Origin of the sequence: Streptomyces sp. CA-249302 (genome assembly GCF_050936785.1) — a bacterium.
Taxonomy (GTDB): Bacteria; Actinomycetota; Actinomycetes; order Streptomycetales; family Streptomycetaceae; genus Streptomyces.
This window is the reverse complement of the sequence record NZ_JBNJMG010000001.1, coordinates 10,246,769-10,266,971: the sequence shown is the minus strand read 5'-3', so window position 1 is coordinate 10,266,971 and position 20,203 is coordinate 10,246,769. Positions and strand designations below refer to the sequence as shown.

Annotated in this window: 16 protein-coding genes and 1 pseudogene; 8 read left to right on the top strand and 9 right to left on the bottom strand. The window is 71.4% G+C overall.

Annotated elements, in window-relative coordinates; translation table 11 throughout:
• The first annotated feature begins 31 nt into the window (after window positions 1-31).
• Window positions 32-469, top strand: coding sequence for a MarR family winged helix-turn-helix transcriptional regulator (locus ACQEWB_RS46470; protein ID WP_432842442.1), 438 nt, complete (start codon window positions 32-34; stop codon window positions 467-469).
• 231 nt (window positions 470-700) lie between these two features.
• Window positions 701-1,081: an anti-sigma factor antagonist gene (locus ACQEWB_RS46465; protein ID WP_432842440.1), complete on the top strand. Its 381-nt coding sequence runs from the start codon at window positions 701-703 to the stop codon at window positions 1,079-1,081.
• A 17-nt stretch (window positions 1,082-1,098) separates the two neighbouring features.
• Here the strand turns inward: ACQEWB_RS46465 and tuf are convergent, their stop codons facing one another.
• Both tuf and ACQEWB_RS46455 read right to left on the bottom strand, forming a co-directional pair.
• Complete coding sequence (tuf, locus tag ACQEWB_RS46460) at window positions 1,099-2,292, bottom strand: elongation factor Tu (protein WP_432842438.1); 1,194 nt, start codon at window positions 2,290-2,292, stop codon at window positions 1,099-1,101.
• A 55-nt stretch (window positions 2,293-2,347) separates the two neighbouring features.
• Window positions 2,348-3,301 carry a ribose-phosphate diphosphokinase gene (locus tag ACQEWB_RS46455; RefSeq protein WP_432842436.1) on the bottom strand — a complete coding sequence of 318 codons (954 nt, stop codon included), beginning with the start codon at window positions 3,299-3,301 and terminating at the stop codon, window positions 2,348-2,350.
• Window positions 3,302-3,495: 194 nt separating this feature from the next.
• Here ACQEWB_RS46455 and otr(A) point away from each other — a divergent pair, with 194 nt between their 5' ends.
• Window positions 3,496-5,358, top strand: coding sequence for a tetracycline resistance ribosomal protection protein Otr(A) (gene otr(A) / locus ACQEWB_RS46450; RefSeq protein WP_432842434.1), 1,863 nt, complete (start codon window positions 3,496-3,498; stop codon window positions 5,356-5,358).
• A 7-nt stretch (window positions 5,359-5,365) separates the two neighbouring features.
• Here otr(A) and ACQEWB_RS46445 read toward each other — a convergent pair whose 3' ends face one another.
• Entirely contained in the window at window positions 5,366-6,556 is a 1,191-nt protein-coding gene (locus tag ACQEWB_RS46445; RefSeq protein ID WP_432842432.1) for a cytochrome P450, read from the bottom strand.
• A gap of 149 nt (window positions 6,557-6,705) precedes the next feature.
• Between ACQEWB_RS46445 and ACQEWB_RS46440 the strand changes: the two genes are divergently transcribed.
• Both ACQEWB_RS46440 and ACQEWB_RS46435 read left to right on the top strand, forming a co-directional pair.
• The gene (locus tag ACQEWB_RS46440; RefSeq protein WP_432842430.1) at window positions 6,706-7,368 is read left to right on the top strand and encodes a DUF4230 domain-containing protein; all 663 of its coding nucleotides are present in this window, start codon (window positions 6,706-6,708) and stop codon (window positions 7,366-7,368) included.
• Between the two features lie 100 nt (window positions 7,369-7,468).
• Entirely contained in the window at window positions 7,469-8,209 is a 741-nt protein-coding gene (locus tag ACQEWB_RS46435; RefSeq protein ID WP_432842428.1) for a VanZ family protein, read from the top strand.
• Here the strand turns inward: ACQEWB_RS46435 and ACQEWB_RS46430 are convergent.
• The gene (locus ACQEWB_RS46430; protein ID WP_432842426.1) at window positions 8,206-8,442 is read right to left on the bottom strand and encodes a hypothetical protein; all 237 of its coding nucleotides are present in this window, start codon (window positions 8,440-8,442) and stop codon (window positions 8,206-8,208) included. The two genes, ACQEWB_RS46435 and ACQEWB_RS46430, sit on opposite strands and share 4 nt — an antisense overlap.
• Before the next feature lie 65 nt (window positions 8,443-8,507).
• Here ACQEWB_RS46430 and ACQEWB_RS46425 point away from each other — a divergent pair, with 65 nt between their 5' ends.
• Window positions 8,508-9,530, top strand: a complete 1,023-nt coding sequence (locus ACQEWB_RS46425; protein WP_432842424.1) for a PHP domain-containing protein — start codon at window positions 8,508-8,510, stop codon at window positions 9,528-9,530.
• Between the two features lie 285 nt (window positions 9,531-9,815).
• On the top strand, window positions 9,816-10,778 hold the full coding sequence (locus ACQEWB_RS46420; protein ID WP_432842422.1) for an SDR family NAD(P)-dependent oxidoreductase: 963 nt from the start codon (window positions 9,816-9,818) through the stop codon (window positions 10,776-10,778).
• Here the strand turns inward: ACQEWB_RS46420 and ACQEWB_RS46415 are convergent.
• The 5 genes and pseudogenes from ACQEWB_RS46415 to ACQEWB_RS46395 form a co-directional block, all read right to left on the bottom strand.
• On the bottom strand, window positions 10,775-11,431 hold the full coding sequence (locus tag ACQEWB_RS46415; RefSeq protein WP_432842420.1) for a M15 family metallopeptidase: 657 nt from the start codon (window positions 11,429-11,431) through the stop codon (window positions 10,775-10,777). The genes ACQEWB_RS46420 and ACQEWB_RS46415 overlap by 4 nt on opposite strands.
• Before the next feature lie 173 nt (window positions 11,432-11,604).
• Window positions 11,605-12,890, bottom strand: a pseudogene (locus tag ACQEWB_RS46410) (ROK family protein).
• Between the two features lie 91 nt (window positions 12,891-12,981).
• Window positions 12,982-13,965, bottom strand: coding sequence for a phosphotransferase family protein (locus tag ACQEWB_RS46405; protein ID WP_432842418.1), 984 nt, complete (start codon window positions 13,963-13,965; stop codon window positions 12,982-12,984).
• A gap of 21 nt (window positions 13,966-13,986) precedes the next feature.
• Window positions 13,987-17,214, bottom strand: a complete 3,228-nt coding sequence (locus tag ACQEWB_RS46400) for a bifunctional cytochrome P450/NADPH--P450 reductase (RefSeq protein ID WP_432842416.1) — start codon at window positions 17,212-17,214, stop codon at window positions 13,987-13,989.
• A 127-nt stretch (window positions 17,215-17,341) separates the two neighbouring features.
• Complete coding sequence (locus tag ACQEWB_RS46395; protein ID WP_432842412.1) at window positions 17,342-18,385, bottom strand: LacI family DNA-binding transcriptional regulator; 1,044 nt, start codon at window positions 18,383-18,385, stop codon at window positions 17,342-17,344.
• Window positions 18,386-18,520: 135 nt separating this feature from the next.
• Here ACQEWB_RS46395 and ACQEWB_RS46390 point away from each other — a divergent pair, with 135 nt between their 5' ends.
• On the top strand, window positions 18,521-20,167 hold the full coding sequence (locus ACQEWB_RS46390) for a glycoside hydrolase family 13 protein (RefSeq protein WP_432842410.1): 1,647 nt from the start codon (window positions 18,521-18,523) through the stop codon (window positions 20,165-20,167).
• Window positions 20,168-20,203 lie beyond the last annotated feature (36 nt).

Genomic DNA, 20,203 nt, shown 5'->3' with positions numbered 1-20,203 from the left:
AGGTTTCCTGTCAATGCTCTAGGCTGAACTCATGCTCGACTCCCAGGCTACGAAGACATCCCCGTCCCTGCTCTACATGGTCAAGCAGGTGGAGCTGGTGGTGCGCTCACACCTGGACGAGCTGGTCCGGCCGTCCGGGATCACCGCGCTCCAGTACACCGCGCTCACCGTCCTGGAGCGGCACGACGGCCTGTCGGCCGCGCAGCTGGCGCGCGACTCCTTCGTCACCGCGCAGTCCATCGCCGACCTCGTACGGTCCCTGGAGAACCGCGGACTGGTGCGCCGGGAGCGCAATCCGCAGAGCCGGCGCGAGCTGCTGATCCTACTCACCGACGCCGGGCGGGAGCTGCTCGGGCAGTGCGCGGGGCCGGTGCGGGAGCTGGAGGAGCGGATGGTGAGGGAGCTCACGGCGCACCAGACCGAGCAGTTCCGCCAGGCCCTGTCCAAGGCCTGGCAGGCCCTGTCGTAGTCCGACCACGCCAGTCGCAGGAACGCTCCGTCGCAATTCGAAGACATATGTCAATCGAACATGCTCAAATTCACTCTATCGAGGGTAACTTGCAGGGCGGGGAACGGTTTTGCGCTCACTCGGGACCCGGGGGACAGGCCTGCGCTCATACGCTCGCTTCAACGATGTCACCCGGGCCCCCGGTGACCTGCAACACCGCAGCGGACGGAGCAGGTTGGAGGCGATGTCGTCGTGGAGCAGGAACCTGCGCCGCTCACCCGGCATCTGCGCGTCCACCGCGACCGGGGCCATACGGTGCTGGAGTTCCGGGGCGAGATCGACATCGCCGCGGCCATGGAGATCGCCCCCTATCTGGACCGCGTGACGGCGCACCCCGACGTCCGGCTGGTGATCGACCTGCGGCGGGTGGACTTCTTCGACTGCTCCGGACTGCGGCTGCTCTACCGGGCCCGCAGCCGGGTCCTCGACCAGGACGGGGAGCTGCGGCTCGTCTGCGCCCATCCGCTCACCCTGCGCATCATGCGGGTCACGGGCCTGGCCCGGCTGCTGCCCGCCCATCCGAGCCTGGACGCCGCCCTGGGCCAGCCCGAGGCGACGTCCGGCTCGTTATGACCGTCCTCTGACGGCCACTACTTGAGGATCTTCGTCACCTGCCCGGCGCCCACCGTCCGGCCGCCCTCGCGGATCGCGAACTTCAGGCCCTCCTCCATGGCGATGGGCTGGATCAGCACGACGTGCATACCGGTGTTGTCGCCCGGCATGACCATCTCGGTGCCCTTGGGCAGCGTCACCACGCCCGTGACATCGGTGGTGCGGAAGTAGAACTGCGGGCGGTAGTTCTCGAAGAACGGCGTGTGCCGGCCGCCCTCGTCCTTCGACAGGATGTACGCCTGTCCCTCGAACTCCGTGTGCGGGGTGACCGTGCCGGGCTTGATGACGACCTGCCCGCGCTCCACGTCCTCGCGCTTGACGCCGCGCAGCAGCAGACCGACGTTCTCCCCGGCCCGGCCCTCGTCGAGCAGCTTGCGGAACATCTCGATGCCGGTGACGGTCGTCTTGGTCTTGGCGTCGTGGATGCCGATGATCTCGACCTCGTGGTTGACGTGCAGCACCCCGCGCTCGATACGGCCGGTGACGACCGTGCCGCGGCCGGTGATGGTGAAGACGTCCTCGATCGGCATCAGGAACGGCTTGTCCACGTCGCGCTCCGGCTCGGGGACCGCGGTGTCGACCGCTTCGAGCAGGTCGAGCACCGACTGGGCCCAGCGCGGGTCGCCTTCGAGGGCCTTGAGGGCGGAGACCTGCACGACGGGGACGTCGTCGCCGGGGAACTCGTACTCGGTCAGCAGGTCGCGCACCTCCAGCTCCACGAGCTCCAGGATCTCCTCGTCGTCCACCATGTCGGTCTTGTTGAGGGCGACGACGATGTACGGCACCCCCACCTGCCGGGCCAGCAGCACGTGCTCCTTGGTCTGCGGCATCGGCCCGTCGGTGGCCGCGACGACCAGGATCGCGCCGTCCATCTGGGCCGCGCCGGTGATCATGTTCTTGATGTAGTCGGCGTGTCCGGGGCAGTCGACGTGCGCGTAGTGCCGGTGCTCGGTCTGGTACTCGACGTGGGCGATCGAGATCGTGATGCCGCGCTGCCGTTCCTCGGGCGCCTTGTCGATCTGGTCGAAGGGCGTGAACGGGTTCAGGTCGGGAAACCTGTCGTGCAGCACCTTCGTGATGGCCGCCGTGAGCGTCGTCTTGCCATGGTCGATGTGACCGATGGTGCCGATGTTCACATGCGGCTTGGTCCGCTCGAACTTCGCCTTCGCCACTGCAACCCCTCCTGAGCATCCCTGTGATGCCGAGCGTTGCTCCGCTACCTCATGTCTATTCGCTTCGCGGCGCGTCGAACAGGGCGCTGACCGACTCACCGTTGTGAATGCGTCGCACCGCCTCGGCCAGCGCCGGGGCGACGGTGAGGATCCGCAGCTTCTCGGTGCGCTCCTCCTCCGGCACCGGCACGGTGTTGGTGCACACGATCTCCAGTACGTCGGGCTGCTCGCCGATCCGCTTCAGCGCCCCGTCCGCGAACAGTCCGTGCGTGCAGGCGACCCGGATCGAGCGGGGCCCCAACTCCCGCAGCCGGTCCAGGAGTTCGAGGACAGTACTGCCCTTGGCGATCTCGTCGTCCAGCACGATGACGTCCCGGTCGGTCACCTCGCCGATCACCGAGCTGATGGAGACCCGGTCGTCCGCGAACCGCTGCTTGGCGCCGGCCGCCACCTGGGCGCCGATCATCCGCGCGAACGCGGCCGCCTCCTTGGCGTTGCCCAGGTCCGGCGAGACGACCGTGGTGCGGGACAGGTCGTAGCGTCGGAAGTGCGCGGCCAGTTCGCGCCGGGCGTGCAGATGGTCGACCGGCACCGAGAAGAAGCCGTGCACCTGCGGCGAGTGCAGCGTCATGGCGAGGACGCGGCTCGCACCGGCGGCCACCATCAGGTCGGCGACGAGCCGGCCGCCGAGGGAGATGCGGGGCGCGTCCTTCTTGTCTGAGCGGGCGTAGGAGTAGTGCGGCATGACCACGCTGATCCGCGCCGCCGACGCCCCGCGCGCCGCGTCGCACATCAACAGCAGCTCGACCAGGTGCTCCTGGACCGGCTTGACCAGCGGCTGGATCAGGAAGACGTCCCGCTCCCGGCAGTTGGCCTGGAGCTGCACCTCCAGACAGTCGTTGGCGAACCGGCTGACCCGGGTGGGGCTGAGCGGTACGCCGAGGTGGGCGCAGACCTCGGCGGCCAGCTCGGGGTGGGCACTGCCGCTGAACACGGAGATGTCTCGCACGATCCGCTCCTCGCATGATCATGACCAGGGGCTTCATGCTACGGGCCGTCGAAATTCGGTTGCGCCACGCCACCGTCCGCACGCCATCATGGCGCCGTCCGTGTTCCCTCACGTCAGGATCGATCGCATGCGCCGACTCCTCGGAATCCCCCAGCCCTTCCACAGGCCCACGGTTCTCGAGGACGCGACCCCGTATGCACACCCTGAACATCGGAATTCTGGCCCACGTCGACGCGGGTAAGACCAGCCTCACCGAGCGGCTGCTGTTCGACCACGGCGCCATCGACCGGCTCGGCAGCGTCGACGCCGGTGACACCCGAACGGACGACGGCGAGATCGAGCGGCAGCGCGGCATCACCATCCGCTCCGCGGTGGCCGCCTTCACCGTCGGCGACACCCAGGTCAACCTCATCGACACCCCCGGGCACTCCGACTTCATCGCCGAGGTCGAGCGCGCCCTGGAGGTCCTGGACGGCGCGGTCCTGCTGCTCTCCGCCGTGGAGGGCGTCCAGGCACAGACCCGCGTGCTGATGCGGACGCTCCGCCGGCTGCGCCTGCCCACGCTGGTCTTCGTCAACAAGATCGACCGCAGGGGCGCCCGATCGGGGGACCTGCTCGCCGACATCCGCCGCAGGCTCACTCCGTACGTCGCTCCGCTGACGTCCGTGACGGGCATCGGCACCGCGGGCGCCCGGGTGACGCCCTGCCCGCCCGGGGATCCCCGGCTGGCCGAGGCGCTCGCCGAGGTCGACCCGGACGTTCTCGCGGCGGTCGTGGACGGCCCCGAACCCACGCCGGACGACCTCCGCAAGGCCCTCGCGGCCCGCACCGCCGACGGCTCCTTCCACCCGCTCTTCTTCGGCTCGGCACTGGACGGACAGGGGGTGCCCGAACTCGTGGAGGGCGTGCTCCGGTTGATCCCGCCCGCCCCCGCGACCGGGGGCACCGACCCGCGCGGCACGGTGTTCGCCGTACGTCCGGGGCCGGGCGGCGAGCGGACGGCGTATCTGCGGTTGTACGAGGGTGAAGTGACGCCGCATCAGCGGCTGACCCTGCTGCGGCGCGAGGCCGACGGCCGGACCACCGAGGTCGCCGGGCGGGCCAACCGCCTTGCGGTGATCGGCCGTTCCGGACCGCTCACGGCCGGGAACATCGCGGCGATCACCGGTCTGGGCGGAGTGCGCGTGGGCGACCGCCTCGGCGAACTCACCGACCGCACCCCGCAGTTCGCCCCGCCGTCGCTGGAGACCCTGGCCCGCGCCCGCCACCCGAGGCAGGCTGCAGCCCTGCGCAAGGCCCTCCTCGCCCTCGCCGACCAGGACCCGCTGATCCACGCCCGGCCGGGACCCGCCGGCGCCACCGCACTGCTCCTGTACGGCGAGGTCCAGATGGAGGTGCTCGCGGCGACGCTGGTCCAGGACTTCGGCATCGAGGCGGACTTCGAGCCGGGGCGGGTGCGGTTCCTGGAGCGGCCGCGGCGCACCGGGGAGGCCGCGGAGGAGATGCCAAGGCACCTCGGCACCCGCTACTGGGCGACCATCGGGCTGCGCGTGGAGCCGGGACCGCGTGGCTCCGGCGGGGTGTTCACGTACGAGACGGAACTCGGCGCACTTCCCCGCGCCTTCCACCAGGCCATCGAGGACACGGTGCACGAGAGCATGCTCAACGGGCTGACCGGTGCGCCGGTGACCGACTACCGGGTCACCCTCGTCCGCTCCGGCTACTGCTCGCCGATCAGCACGGCCGCCGACTTCCGCGGCCTCACCCCTATCGTGCTGCGCCGGGCCCTGGAGGCGGCCCGCACCAGGCTCTACGAGCCGTACCACGCCTTCGAGACGGAGGTCCCGCTCGACGCCCTCGCGCCCGTGACGGCCCAACTGGCCTCGCACGGAGCGGAGTTCACCGGCACGACGGGCGGGTCGACGTCCTGGCTGATCACCGGCGAGCTGCCGGCCCGCCGGGTACGGGAGGTCGAGCTGCGGCTGCCGGGGCTCACGCACGGGGAGGGGGTGTGGTGGTCGCGGCCCTCGGGCGACCGGGAACTGCGGCCGCACTAGCGGTTGTTCACCAGGACACCGCCAGTCGGCGTGGGCTCCGTGTCATCTGGCCCTCCCGCCACTCGATCGTCTCCGCGGTGAACTCGGCGCGCAGGTCCGGGAAGCGGGCGGCGAGGCGGTGCAGGGCCAGGCCGAGTTCCAGGCGGGCGAGCCAGGCGCCGAGGCAGTGGTGGGGGCCGGCGCCGAAGATGACGCTGGGTGAGGACAGCGGGGTGAAGGGGTCCGGCGGGCCGGGCGGGAACACGTCGGGGTCGCGGCTGGCGGAGTTGGTCTGGACGGCGACCACGCTGCCCGCCGGGATGGTCACCCCGCCGACCTCGGTCTCCTCGACGGCACGGCGGATCAGGCCGGGTAGGACCCGCCCCTCGCTCAACGGCACGGCCCGCAGCAGCTGTTCGGCCGCTCCGGCCGCCGTCTCCTCGTCCTGGGCGAGGCCGGACCAGGCGTCCCGCGCGTCGGTGAGGAGGTAGACGACCAGGTTGCCGAGGGCCGTCATCGTCGTCTCGTGCCCGGCCACGACCAGCCCGCACACCAGCCGCACCAGCTGCCGCTCGTCGATCTCGAGCCCGTCACCCGCCGCCACCAGCCCGCTCACCAGGTCGTCGCCGGGAGACTTCCGCCGCTCGTCGATCAACCGGGCGCCGAACGACCCGAATTCGGTCATGGCGGCCACGACTTCGTCGCGGGTGTGCGCACCTCCCGAGAGCGCGTGGTCGGCCCAGTGGCGGATGCGCTCGCGGTCGAGGTCGTCGAGCCCCATCAACCGGCAGATCACCGACACGGGCAGCGGACGGGTGAACCCCTCGATGATGTCGGCAGGTTGCTCCTGAGCGGCGAAGTCGTCGAGCAGCACGTCGACCACGGAGGCCACCCAGGGCCGCCAGCGGGCGATGGCCCGGGGTGTGAACGCCCGCTGCACGGTGCCGCGCAACCGCTGGTGCGGCTCGCCGTCCATGTTGACGAGTCCGTTCGGATCGTCCAGCAGATTCGGTACGACGAGCAGCGGCGGGGCGTCCGGTGCGTGCAGGGAACTGCGGTCGAAGCGGGGGTCCATGAGCACCTGACGGACATCCGCGTACCGGGTCACCAGCCACACCGGGGTGCCGGTGGCGAGGGTGGCGGGCCGGGGCGGGGCCGGCTCGGGGAGGTCGAGGCGGTGCATGGGACACAGGGGCCGGGACGTGCTGTCTGTACTCATCCGGGACTCCAGGCATGCCGGTACGGACAGTTCTCCCACGCTAGTGCGCCCCGTCTGCGTCGACCAAGGGCGCCGTTCGGCCAACGCGGCGGTCTGCCACGGGGTTTGGCGGGCATTCGTTGAAGTAGTCAGGAAGGAGGACCGTCGCCATGACCACTCCCATCAGGCGCGTGTCCCGGCGTATGCCCGGCTGGGCGAAGGCGGTGAGCGCCGTCGTGCTGGTGATCGCGGTGTTCTTCGCCGGGATCCGGCTGGCCGTGCTGCCCGGCCTCAAGGACCTGTTCGGCACTCAGACGCACGACCGCTCGGGCCCCGCACTGCTCCAGTCCATCCAGGACATGAGCCGCTATGACGGAGCCTCCGGCAACTTCCAGGTCGTCGTGGACCTGGAGAAGGACACCAAGTACCTGCCCGACGCGATCCGCGGCTCCCGCGTCCTGTACGTCGGGGCGGGCACCGTCGACGCGTATGTCGACCTGGGCAAGGTCGGCAAGGACGACGTGACGGTCAACGGCGACCGCACGTCCGCGACCCTCCGGCTGCCGCATGCCGCCCTCGGCAAGCCGACCCTCGACCCCGACCGTTCCTACGCCGTCTCCAAGCAGCGCGGTCTCCTCGACCGGCTCGGCGACTTCTTCTCGGACAACCCCAACAGCGAACAGGCCGTCCAGAAGCTCGCGGTGAAGCACATCGGCGAGGCGGCCAAGGACAGCGGTCTGACGAAGCGGGCCGAGACCAACACCACGGACATGCTCGAGGGCCTGCTGCACTCCCTCGGCTTCAAGGAGGTGCACGTCTCCTACCAGAGCTGATCAGGCGTCGGCCGACCGGAACCGGTGGTACGGCTGCATCGTCGGCGGCTCAGCGGGTAACCGCCTTGGAACGCAGGGAAGTTGAAGACTGGAGGACCTGATGGCCCGTGCAGCCTTGCGCCCACGTTCGCCCCTACGCCTGCGTAGCGCGAAGTCCGGGAAGGCCGGGCAGCCGCCGGACGCCGGCAAGCCGGCGAAGAACGGCAAACTCGCGAAGAACGGCAAACTCGCGAAGAACGGCAAGGCCGCGAAGGGCGGGAAGGAAGACAAGGGCGGGAAGCCGGCGAGGGTTCCGAAGGCCGGGAAGGCTTCGAAGAACGCCAAGCCCGAGCGTGGGTCCCGATCGGCCCGCACGGATCGTCCGGTGATGGTCTGGCCGCTCCGGGTACTGGCGATGCTCTGCGCCTTCGGCTTCATGGTGGCGTTCGCCGTGGTGCTGGCCAAGCTGACCCTGGAGCCCTCCCCCGCCTCGGTCTCGATGGCGCACACGAACATGCATCCGGGCAGCACCTTGCGGGCCTATCTCGATCAGCCGGCGCTGCGGGACGCGGTGAAGCAGATCGGCGGGAACGTGCTGCTGGGCGTCCCGTTCGGCATCCTCGTCCCGGTCGTCGCACCGCGGGCACGCGGGCTGCTGCGGGTGCTGCTGCTGACCGCCGTGGTCATGCTGCTGGTCGAGTTCGCCCAGGGTGCACTGGTCGAGGGGCGCGCGTTCGACATCGACGACGTCATCCTCAACACCACCGGCGCACTCCTCGGCTACCTCCTCCTCGGCCGTCGCCTGGGCCGGGCCGTGCACGCGCGGGAGCGACTGCCGCGCCGGACGGCCGACAAGGGCTAGTGCAGCCGCCAGGTGTACTTGTCGCCGCCGACCCAGCGGACCACGTCCGGGTCGTCCATGTCGTGGATCGGGACGCCGAAGGCGGCCGCCGCCGCCAGGACGTCGGTGACCGTCCTGGCCTCACCGACCACGACGCCGTCGATCTCCATGATCCGGAAGGGAGGTGTGCCGGGCTGGACACCGAGCACCATGATCCGCGGGTGGGAGATGTGCGGGCTAGCGATTTCGGTCATGCAATAGAGCGTAGAACGCATTCGGCGCTCGCGAATCTCCCGATTCGTCCAGAAAGGAGGTCTCGATGGATCCCGTCGGGGCTCTGGACCGGATCGCCTTCCTGCTGGAGCGGTCGCTGGCGCCCACGTACCGCGTCCGCGCCTTCCGCACGGCGTCCCGCGTGCTCGCGTCCCTGCCCGCCGAGGAGGTGCGCGAGCGGGCCGCCGACGGGTCGCTGGAGTCGCTGAAGGGCATCGGCCCGAAGACGGCCCAGGTGGTGCGGGAGGCACTGGCCGGACAGGTGCCGGGCTACCTGGAGAAGCTGGAGGCGGAGCCCGCGGCCACGCTCCCGGAGGGCGGCGAGCGGCTGCGGGCGCTGTTGCGCGGGGACTGCCATCTGCACTCCGACTGGTCGGACGGCGGGAGCCCGATCGAGGAGATGGGCCGGGCCGCGGCGGCGCTCGGGCACGCGTGGGCGGTGCTCACCGACCACTCGCCCCGGCTGACCGTGGCCCGCGGCCTGTCACCCGAGCGGCTGCGCGAACAGCTGGAGGTGGTGGCGGAGCTCAACGCCACCTGGGCGCCGTTCCGGCTGCTGACCGGCATCGAGTGCGACATCCTCGACGACGGCTCGCTCGACCAGGAGCCGGAGCTGCTGGAGCGGCTGGACGTGGTCGTGGTGTCGGTCCACTCCAAGCTGCGGATGGACGCCCGCTCGATGACCCGGCGGATGGTGGCCGCCGTACGGAATCCGCATTCGGACATCCTCGGCCACTGCACCGGGCGGCTGGTGACCGGGCGGGGGCGGCCCGAGTCCGAGTTCGACGCGGACGAGGTGTTCGCCGCGTGCGCCGAGACGGGCACGGCGCTGGAGATCAACAGCCGGCCGGAGCGGCTCGATCCGCCGAGGCGGCTGCTGCGGCGGGCCGTGGCGGCAGGGGTGCTGTTCTCGATCGACACGGACGCGCACGCGCCCGGCCAGCTGGACTGGCAGGCATACGGCTGTGCCCGCGCGGAGGAGTGCGGGGTGCCGGCCGAGCGCGTGGTGACCACCTGGCCCCTGGACCGGCTGCTGACCTGGGCCAACAGGGAGCGGCACAGGGAGTGACACACGTCACCACGCTCCGTGGTCGGGAGCAGGAACACCCACGGGTGGTTCTCCGTTGAACCAGCCGTGGGTGCGGATGGGACAGTGTCCCCGGGCCTCACCTTTTGCCCACAGGGACGATCGTTCGGCTGAAGCCCTGTGGAGCCTTTCGCCGAGAGGCGACCGCCATCCGCGCCCACCGCTTGGCCGCCCCGACCGTGATCCCCCGTCCGGTCGGGGCTTTCCTCTGTGCGGGCGCGCATCGCCCTTGACTTCGAGAGCACTTCAATTCGTAGCGTTCCGGGTATGAGCACTGCACAGCACAAGATCGGGTCCGGTTTCGGCGCCACCAGCACCGCGGACGACGTCCTGGACGGCATCGACCTCACCGGCAAGCTCGCGATCGTCACCGGCGGCTACTCCGGCCTCGGCCTGGAGACCACCCGCTCGCTCACCAAGGCGGGCGCCCACGTGGTCGTCCCGGCCCGCCGCCGGGCCACCGCCGAGGAGGCGCTGGCCGGGATCGACGGCGTCGAGATCGACGAGCTCGACCTCGGCGACCTGGAGAGCGTGCGCGGCTTCGCCGAGCGGTTCCTCGCCTCCGGGCGGACCATCGACATCCTCATCGACAGCGCGGGCATCATGGCGTGCCCGGAGACGCGGGTCGGGCCCGGCTGGGAGGCCCAGTTCGCCACGAACCACCTCGGCCACTTCGCCCTCGTCAACCGGCTGTGGCCGGCGATCGAGCCGGGCGGCGCCCGCATCGTGTCCGTGTCCTCCCGGGGCCACCACTTCTCGGGCATCCGCTGGGACGACGTCAACTGGCAGCGGGGTTACGACAAGTGGGAGGCGTACGGCCAGGCCAAGACCGCCAACGTGCTGTTCGCCGTCCACCTGGACCGGCTCGGCCGCGACGCCGGGGTGCGCGCCTTCGCCCTGCACCCCGGCGGCATCCTCACGCCGCTCCAACGGCACATCCCCAAGGAGGAGATGATCGAGCGCGGCTGGATCGACGCGGACGGCAACGTCCTCAACCCCGAGGGCTTCAAGACCCCGCCGCAGGGGGCGGCCACCCAGGTGTGGGCGGCGACCTCCCCGCAGCTGGACGGTCTCGGCGGCGTCTACCTGGAGGACTGCGACATCGCCGAGCCCGCGGTGGACGGCGACGAGCGCGGCGGCGTCAAGACCTGGGCGACCGACCCCGAGCAGGCGGCCCGTCTGTGGGCCCTGTCGGCCGAGCTGACGGGCGTGAACGCCTTCGCCGCCTAGGAGTTGACGAGTTCCGCGGGACCGTAGAGCGCGGCGGGCTCGCCGTTCAGCAGCGCCCAGTAGCGGTCGCCGTAGGACCAATGCCACCACTCGGTCGGGTAGTTGACCAGCCCGGCCGAGTCCAGCGCCTCGCCCAGTACCGCGCGGTTTGCCCGGGCCTCGTCGGTGATGTTGCCGGCCCCGGTGTAGCAGGCGCCGTCGCTCTGCTCGGGGTCGGCGTTCATCGCCGTGCCCAGGTCGAGTTCGCGGCCGGCGGCGTCGGCGAGGGTCAGGTCGACGGCGGCGCCAGCGCTGTGCGGGGCGATCTCGGGCGGGGAGACATAGCGACTTGCGGCGCTGCGGACGCGGTCGGCCGGCCAGTCGGGGTGTGCGGTGCGCAGTTCGTCGGCGTACCGCTCGAAGTAGTACCGCTGGAGGGCCGGTGGCCGGTAGCCCTCGACGAAGAGCAGCCGCAGGCCGTCGGGCAGCAGGGCCTGCGCGGCGAGGAGACGTTCGAGGACACTCCGGCGCAGATGGACCTCGGCGCCCTGGGAGTCCTTGTGCTTGCGGTCGTCCACGAGTAGCGCGTCGCGTACGTCGACCAGGGGTTCGCCGTTCTCCTTCACCGGTACGGCGGCGACCCGGGCGTCGGACATCAGGATGATCTCGCTCATCTTCGAATCATCTCCGGTCGCCGATGGCAACGGTCAGACGGAGGACTCGTGCGGATCGGGGTGCACGGGGTGCACGGGGTGCACGGGGTGCACGGGGTGCACGGGGTGCACGGAACCCGAACGGGCAACCCCCACGCCACGATCCCGCACCCGGCCGACAACAGTCCGCGCAGCTACGGAGCCCGCTCCTCCAACGCCGTCTGCCAAGCCGGCGCCGGCCCCTCGGGCACCGGCTCGGGCCGCCGCCCCCGCGGGCGAAGAAGTCGGCAAGCGGCAGGATCGCCGCCCCGACGGTCACCGCATCCGGCCCCAACCGCCCGAGCTCGATCGCCACCTTCTCGGCCGGATACCGCAGCGCGTACGAAGCCGCATGCCGCCGCACGGCAGGCAGGAACCGCGCACCCAGCTGAAGCCCCGCCCACCCCCCGATCAGAATCCGCTCCGGCTGGAACAGATTGATCAGGTCGGACAGTCCGGCCCCCAGATACTCCGCGGTCTCCTCCAGCACGGCCAGCGCAACCGAGTCCGCCGAACCCCCGGCGGGATACGCAGCGGCCAGCATCGCCGTCAGCGCGGTCTCCTCGTCCGTCCCCTCGGGCGGCCGCCCGCCCTCCTCACGCCACCGGTCGAGCAGCGACTCCGCCCCGGCGTATGCCTCCAGACACCCGAGCGCACCACACCGACACCGCCGCCCCCTGACCCGTACCGTCAGATGCCCCCACTCGACGGCCCGCCCGTGCTCCACCTCCGGCGTCACCAGACACGCACCGACGCCGGAGCCGAACAGGACCACGATGGCGTTGCGCGCACCCCGCCCCCCGCCGAACCACATCTCGGCCTGCCCGAGAGTCTTCGCCCCGTTGTCGATGAAGTACCGCACGGACTCCGGAAGTTGGGACATGCCCCGCAGCAGACGCTCCAACGGAACCGCGTCCCATCCGATGGTCTGCCCGTGCACGACGGCACCCCGCTCCGGCGTGTACTCGACGATCCCTGGCACGCCGATGCCCACACCGAGAAGCTGATCCGCGGGGACACCGGCCTCGGAGAGCACCTCGTCGATGCCGTCCCGGATGTGCCCGACGATCACCTCGACCTCGTACCGCTGCTGCTCCAACGGCCGCTCCGCGCGGGCGAGTTCGGTGAGCGTGAGGTCGAACAGCTCGACGCGCACCCGCGTCTCGCCGACGTCGACACCGATCATGTGCCCGCTGCCGGGCGCGACCCGCAGCAGCGTGCGGGGCCGCCCGCCGTCGGAGTCGACGCTGCCGGCCTCCTCGACGAGGCCGTCGGCGACCAGGTCCGCGACGACGTTGCTGACCGAGCCGGAGCTCAGCCCGGTCGCCGGGCCGAGCTCGAAGCGGCTCAGCGGCCCGTCGAAGTAGAGTCGCTGGAGCACGGCCGTGCGGTTGGCCCGCCTGAGGTCGCGTACCGTGCGCCCGTTCCGCCCCGCAGCCATGTGGCTCCCTTCGCACCCTGTTCGACCTGCAACATACCTCCGACCGCAGGTCCGGCGCGACATTCCTCCAACCCTTAGTTCACGATGTGAGCTAAGACGCGGTCAACTCCTCGACCTCTTCCAGGGCGATGACGAGCTCCGGCGCGACCACCGCCTGGACCCACCGCTCCTGCTCCTGGTCGACCGCCCGCGGCACCGTCTCGGTGAGCATGATCAGGTAGAGATAGGCCCGGTAGAGGGCCAGCCGCACCCGCGCCGGTACGTCGAACTCCACCCGGCCACCCGCCTCCCGGTACCCCGCGAGGAACGCCTTGTCCTTCTTGATGTCGCCCAGCAGGGCCAGGGAGACGAAGTCCGCGAGGGGGTCGCCCCAGAACATCCGCTCCCCGTCGATGAGCCCACCGATGCGAGGCTCCTCCCCCGCCGGACGGTCCAGCAGGATGTTCCCGTCCCAGAGGTCGAAGTGGACCAGAGCGGGGGTCGTGACCTCGTCGAGCGCGGCGAAGCCGGTCTCAAGTGTGCCCGCCACTTTGTCGACGCACCGGGGCAGCCGGGCTCCGTAGTCCAGGGCGTCGTCCAGGACAGCCTCGACCATGCCGGCGAACGCGGTCCGCCAGTCGGGCGCGAGCGGGCCGAGGGCGCCGGAAGGATAGCCGAATCCCGGCCCGGTCACAGTGTGCAGCCGGGCCACCTGGCGACCCAACTCCGGTCGCAACCGCGCCCGTTCGGCTTCGGTGACCGCCCCGTCCCAGGGCTCGCCGGGGCAGGCGGTCATGAGCAGATGCGGTACGGCGGTGTCCTCGCCGACGGCCACGACGCATGGCGCGGCGACCTCGGCCACGGCGGCCGCGCGGTAGAACTCCGCCTCGGAGAGAAGGAGTTGGCGCTCGTAGCGCATGCCGGGGACGGTGGACGCGGGCGGGACCTTGAGGACGTAGCGGGTGCCGTCGAGGAGGCGGAGTTCCTCGACGGTGTTGTACGTGCCGCCGCTCAACGGCCGCACCCCGGCAAGGAGTTCGGGGTCGAGGCCTGCGCCCGCCAGTACCCGCCGAGCCCATTCCCAGGAGTCCACCAACGCCCCGCCCCTTCCGTCGCGTCACCCCGCGGCGTACACGTCCTCGACGTAACGCCCGTCCCGCACCAGCCCGTCGAGCCACTGCTCGGCGGCCGGCTCGTCGGCGTCCGGCGTGTGCTTCCGGAACAGGGTACGGAACGCCTCCCGCACGCCGGGGGCCATTCGTGATCCCTCGCCGCAGACGTACACGCGGGCGCCGGCGCCCAGCAGCTCCCAGACCTCGTCGGCCTCGGCGGCGATGCGGTGCTGGACGAAGGTGCCCGCGGTGCTGAAGGCCGGCCGGATCGAAACGGCGCCCGCGGCCTCGGCGGTGCGCAGCTCCTCGGCGTGCAGGAAGTCCGCGTCGGGGGCGTCGCAGCCGAAGTAGCAGAGAGCGGGGGCGAGTTCGGTTCCCGCGGCGAGGGCGGCCATGCGGTCGGCGACGGCTCCGCGGAAGGGGGCGAGGCCCGTCCCTGCCGCGACCATGATCACCGGGGTGGTGGGATCGTCGATGCGGAAGGCCTCGCGGCACGGCTGCACCCGGGCGTGGATCGTGTCGCCGGGCTCGACGGAGGCGAGGTGGCCGGAGCCGGTCCCCCGATAGACGCCCCTGCCGGAGCGTGCGGGCGCTTCGAGCAAGGAGACCATCAGGTCCGCGTGGCCGGGGTCCACTGCGGGCGAGGATGAGATCGAGTAGTGGCGGGGGCGCAACGGGGTCAGGATCTCGAGGAGTTGCGACCAGTCGAGAGATCCGCACAGTGCGGGATTGTCCTCGATGACCTCGACGAGGGTGCGTGGGTCGTCGGCGGCGTGGGCTTGGAGGGCGAGGCGCTCGGGCGGGCAGGGGTTGGCGGCGGCGAGGGCGGCCAGCTGGGCCGTGGTCGGACGCTCCTGCAACTCGACGTGGTGGGTCAGTAGTTGACGTACCGTCAAGGGCCGGTCCACCGCGATGCCGTCGCGCCGGGGGCGGATGGCGCGGATGTCCAGGACGGTGTCGGGGTCGACGCCGAGGGCGGTGGCGGCCCGGTCGACGAGGGACGGGGCGTTGACGGGGAGCACGGTGAGGTGGTCGGCCGTGCGGTAGGTGACGCCGTCGGGGAGGGCGACGCGGACGAAGCGCTTGCGGCGCGGGTGGCCGGGGGCGGTGAGGTCGTGGGCCTCGGTGACGGTCATGGGGACGAGGTCGTGGCGTCCGGCCAGCGCGTGCAGCGGGCCGCCGGTCAGGGCGCGGACCTCGTAGGCAACGGTCGGTTCACCGCCCGGCGCGGTGGCGTCCGGGTCGCCGTACCGCTCCAGGAGGGCGATACGGAGTCGGGTCGTGAACTCCCTTACGGTGCCGGTGAGATCGCCGGAGGCGTCGGCGGCCGCGCGGTCGACGAGACGGGTGGCGCCGAGTTCGGTGAGGCGCTCGTCGATACGGGTCGGGACGTGCTGGTAAGTGGCGGCCCAGTTGCGGTCGCCGACGCCGAGGACGGCGTACGTGACGTCCTCGAGGTCGTGGGTCTGCTCCAGCCAGGCGGCGAAGGCGGTGGCGTCGTCGGTGGGGCGACCGTTGTACGAGGCGGCGGCGATGACGACGGGACGGTCGGTGGGCAGGCCGTCGGCGTAGGCGTCCAGGGGCGCGACCTGGGTGTCGCAGCCGATCGCCGAGGCCTCGTCGGCGAGTTGGGCGGCGAAGTCCCGGCAGGTGCCGTAGTTGCTGCCGTGCAGGAAGAGGGCGGTGGTGCCGGGACGGACGCGGGCGGGGAGGGCGTGCGGGGCGCGGCTCCCGGCGGCTCCACCGGGCCGACTCCCGGTATCCGCGGCTCCGCCCGGCCGACCCCCGGTGGCAACGGCTCCGACCGAACCGGTCCCGGGAAGGAGACCGTGCTCGCGGTCGGCGGGTGTGCGCGGGGTGAGGGTCAGGGTGAAGCCCTCGGGCTTGAGGGTGAGGGTCTCCTTGACGTTCAGTGCGTAGTCGGCGTGGTCGTGCAGCCGGAAGCGGTGGACCAGCATCGCCAGCAGCATGGTCGCCTCGTGCAGCGCGAACTGCCGCCCGATACAGGCGCGTTCACCGGTGCCGAAGGGCTTGAAGGCGTGCACCGGGCGGGCCGCCTCCGCCTCGGCGGTGAACCGGGAGGGGTCGAACAGCTCGGGGTTGTCGCCCCAGACGGGCTGTCGGTGCAGCATCGGCGCGAGCACGGTGACGGACTGCCCGGCCCTCAGCGGCAGCCGCCCGCCGAGCAGCGTGTCCTCCAGCGCGTGCCGGCTGAAGACGGCGGCCGTCGGCCACAGCCGCAGCGCCTCGTTGAGGACCTGGCGGGTGTACGTCAGCCGGCCGACCTCGTCGTACGTCGGCTCGGGGTCGGCCTGGTCGCCCCACAGGGCGTCGGCCTCGCGCTGCACGAGCTGGAGCGCGGTCGGGTGCTTGGTGAGGTAGTGGAGGGCGAAGGACATCGCGCCGGAGGTCGTCTCGTGGCCGGCGATCAGGAAGGTGATGACCTGGTTGCGGATGTTGGCGGCGTCCAGGGTGGTGCCGTCGGCCGGGTGTGCCGCGGTCAGCATCAGGCCGAGCAGGTCCCCGGCGCCGGACCGGTCGATGCCGGTGCGGGAGGCGATGACGTCGTCGACGACCTGGGCGAGGTAGCCCGCGTCGTCCCGGAAGGCGGCGTCGGCGGCCGAGTGGTCACGGCCCGGGGTGCGGGCGAGCCGGGTCATGGCCCACTCCAGGCAGCGCACCATGGATTCGACGAAGGGGTGCGCCTCGTCGCGTCCGAAGGAACCGAAGTCGTAGCCGAATCCGGCGAGTCCGATGGTGTCGAGGGTCATCCGGGTCATGTCCTCGGGGACGTCGACCGGCTGTCCGGCGTGGGCGGCCCGGTCCCAGGAGCCGATGAGCCGGCGGGCCACCCGGAGCATCACGGGGTGGTAGGTGCGCATCGAGCCGAGCGCGAAGGCGGGCATCAGGATGTCGTGCGCCTTGGCCCAGTTGGGCTCGTCGTTGTACGCGGTGAACAGGCCGTCGGCGGCGAACTCGCGGACGTTCTCCAGGGCGGGCCCGACGTGCTTGGCGAACCGCCGCTCGTCGGCGAGGTCGGCCACCAGGTCGAGGTCGCCGACGAACAGCGTCTCCCGCCCGTGCAGCCGCCGCACGAGCACCGGCCCGTGCTCGCGCATCAGGCCCATGACCTGCTGGATGGGCGTCCGGCCGGGCCCGGTGGCGGAGATGTCGACGACGGGGACGCCGGGAAGGGCGCCGATGGTGTGGGGGTGCAGCGCGGTGGGGGGCATGGCGCGACAACTGCCTTTCGCGGTACGGGAGTACTGCGGTCAAGGCTGGTCGAGGCGGCCGGGTCCACCGCACCACGGCACTACATGATCCTGTAGTCAAGAATTCCCAGAGGGGCTTGCCAAACCCTCAGCAGGGATCCTTCTCCGGCGCGGGCGGCGGAGCGGTACTGGCCCGCGGGATGAGAAGAGTCGGCAGGACGACGTGCCGCCGGTGGTCCCCGTCGGGGTCGTCGATCAGCTCCAGGGCCAGTTCGCCGGCCACCCGTCCCATCTCCGACGGCGACTGGGCCACCGTGGACAGCTCGAACCACTCGGCGGCCGGCTGATCGTCGAAGCCCAGGACGGACATCCGCTCGGGCACCTCGATCCTCGCCCGGCGCAGCGTCCAGATCAGGTCGGCGGCGAGTTCGTCCTGCTCGGCGAAGACCGCGGTGGGCGGTTCACGCAGGCTCAGCAGCCGGCCGAGGGCCTCCGAGACGCCCCGCTTGCCGTCGGTCTCGGTGGCGACGACGAGGCTGTCGTCCAGGGGAACGCCCGCCTCGGTGAGCGCCTGCTGGTGGCCGAGCAGCCGCTCGCGCGAGCTGAACGCGAACCCGGTGGCGCCCGCCGTCTGCATGAAGGCGATGCGCCGGTGCCCCAGGTTGAGCAGATGCCGGGTGCCGTGCCGGGCCCCGGCCACGTCGTCGACGTACACACTCGGCCGCCCCTCGGCGTGCTGGCTGACGTAGACGACGGGCATGCCGAGGTCGTCCAGCCGTGCGCTCTCCTCCTCGGTGAGGTCGAAGGAGAACACCAGCAGCGCGTCGGCGTTGCGCCGGGCGGGCAACTGCTCGAAGAACGCGGCGCGTTCGGTCAGGTCGGGTATCACGTAGACCGCGAGCTGCATGTCCGCGGCGCGTAGCAGCGGGCCCAGGCTGGACAGGGCCGAGCCCATGAACCAGGAGTTCAGGGTGGGTACGAGGACGGCGACGACGCCGGTCCGGCCGGTCACGAGGCTCGACGCGTGCCGTGAGACGGCGAAGTTCAGCTCGCGGGCGGCCAGCTCGACCCGGGCACGGACCTCGGGCGAGACGTTCGACAGGCCCCGCAGGGTGCGCGAGACGGTGGAGGCGGAGACCCCGGCCCGTTCGGCGACATCGGCCATGGTGGGGTGCCGTTGAGCAGGTGGCATGCGCGGACGCTAGCACAGGCGTGCGCATGCCGTGGCAGCGCTGTCACGGATTCACCGCCAGGCAACCCATTGACGGCACCACCCGGGAGGATCCAAGCTTGCAAGCGTTGTCACAGCCGAGGAGTACGCACCCCTATGTCCAACAGCCCGGCGCCCTGGTGGCGCGACGCCGTGATCTACCAGGTCTACATCCGCAGCTTCGCCGACGGGAACGGCGACGGCGTCGGTGACATCGCCGGTCTCCGCTCCCGGCTGCCGTATCTGAAGTCGCTGGGCGTCGACGCCGTCTGGATCAACCCCTGGTACAAGTCGCCGATGGCGGACCACGGTTACGACGTCGCCGACTTCCGGGAGATCGACCCGCTGTTCGGCACGGTCGAGGAGGCGGAGCAACTGATCGAGGAGGCGCACCGGCACGGCATCCGCGTGATCCCGGACATCGTGCCGAACCACACCTCCGACCAACACGCCTGGTTCCGGGCGGCGTTGGCGGCGGGGCCGGACAGCCCGGAGCGGGAGCGGTACGTGTTCCGGGCCGGGCGTGGTGCGGACGGTGCCGAGCCGCCGAACGACTGGGTGTCCTGCTTCGGCGGGCCGGCCTGGACCCGGCTGCCCGACGGGGAGTGGTACCTGCACCTCTTCGCGCCCGAGCAGCCCGACCTCAACTGGCAACACCCGGAGGTGCGGGCCGAGTTCGAGTCGATCCTGCGGTTCTGGTTCGGCCGGGGCGTGGACGGCTTCCGTATCGACGTGGCGCACGGTCTGATCAAGCACCCCGAACTGCCGGACCTGCCGCCCCGCGGGGAATCGACGGCGACCGGGCAGCCCCGCCGGCATCTCGACCATCCGCACTGGGACCGGGACGAGGTGCACGACATCTACCGGGCGTGGCGTCGGGTGGCGGACGAGTTCCCCGGCGACCGGTCGTTCGTAGCGGAGGCGTGGGCGGACACCCCGGAGCGGCTGGCCGCCTACGTCCGCCGGGACGGGCTGCACACGGCCTTCAACTTCGACTTCCTGATGTCCAGTTGGGACGCCAAGGACCTGCGCGCCGTCATCGACGACTCCCTCGCCATGCTCGACGCGGTGGGCGCGCCCGCCACCTGGGTGCTCTCCAACCATGACGTCGTACGCCACCCCAGCCGCTACGGCCGCAAGGTCGCCCGGCGCTGGGTGGCGAACGAGCCGTACCGCCCCGAGGGCCCCCTCGACCTGGAGCTGGGCACGCGGCGGGCCCGGGCGGCCGCGCTGCTGATGCTCGCCCTGCCCGGCGGGGCCTACGTCTACCAGGGCGAGGAGCTGGGGCTCCCGGAGGTCGAGGACCTGCCCGAGGCGGTGTTGCAGGACCCCCAATGGAAGCGGTCCGGGCACACCGACCGGGGGCGGGACGGCTGCCGGGTGCCGATTCCGTGGTCGGGGCGGAGTGCGCCGTACGGCTTCAGCCCGGAGGGTGCGGAGGGCGAGCCGTGGCTGCCGCAGCCGCGGGGGTGGGCCGAGCTGAGTGTGGCGGCGCAGACCGGCGACGCGGACTCCATGCTGGAGCTCTACCGGACGGCGCTGCGCCTGCGCCGCGAGCATCCCGCCCTGGGCGACGGCACCCTCACCTGGCTGGACACCCCACCCGGCGTCCTCGCCTTTACCCGCACCCCCGGCTTCGTGTGCGTCGTGAACCTCTCCCCCGAGCCGCAACCCCTGCCCGAGCACACGTCGGTCCTGCTGACGAGCGGCCCGTTGGAGGACGGCCTGCTGGGGCCGGACCGGTCTGCCTGGCTCGCCCTGTAGAACAGCGCGTCCACCACGGAATTCTCAGTCCCCCGG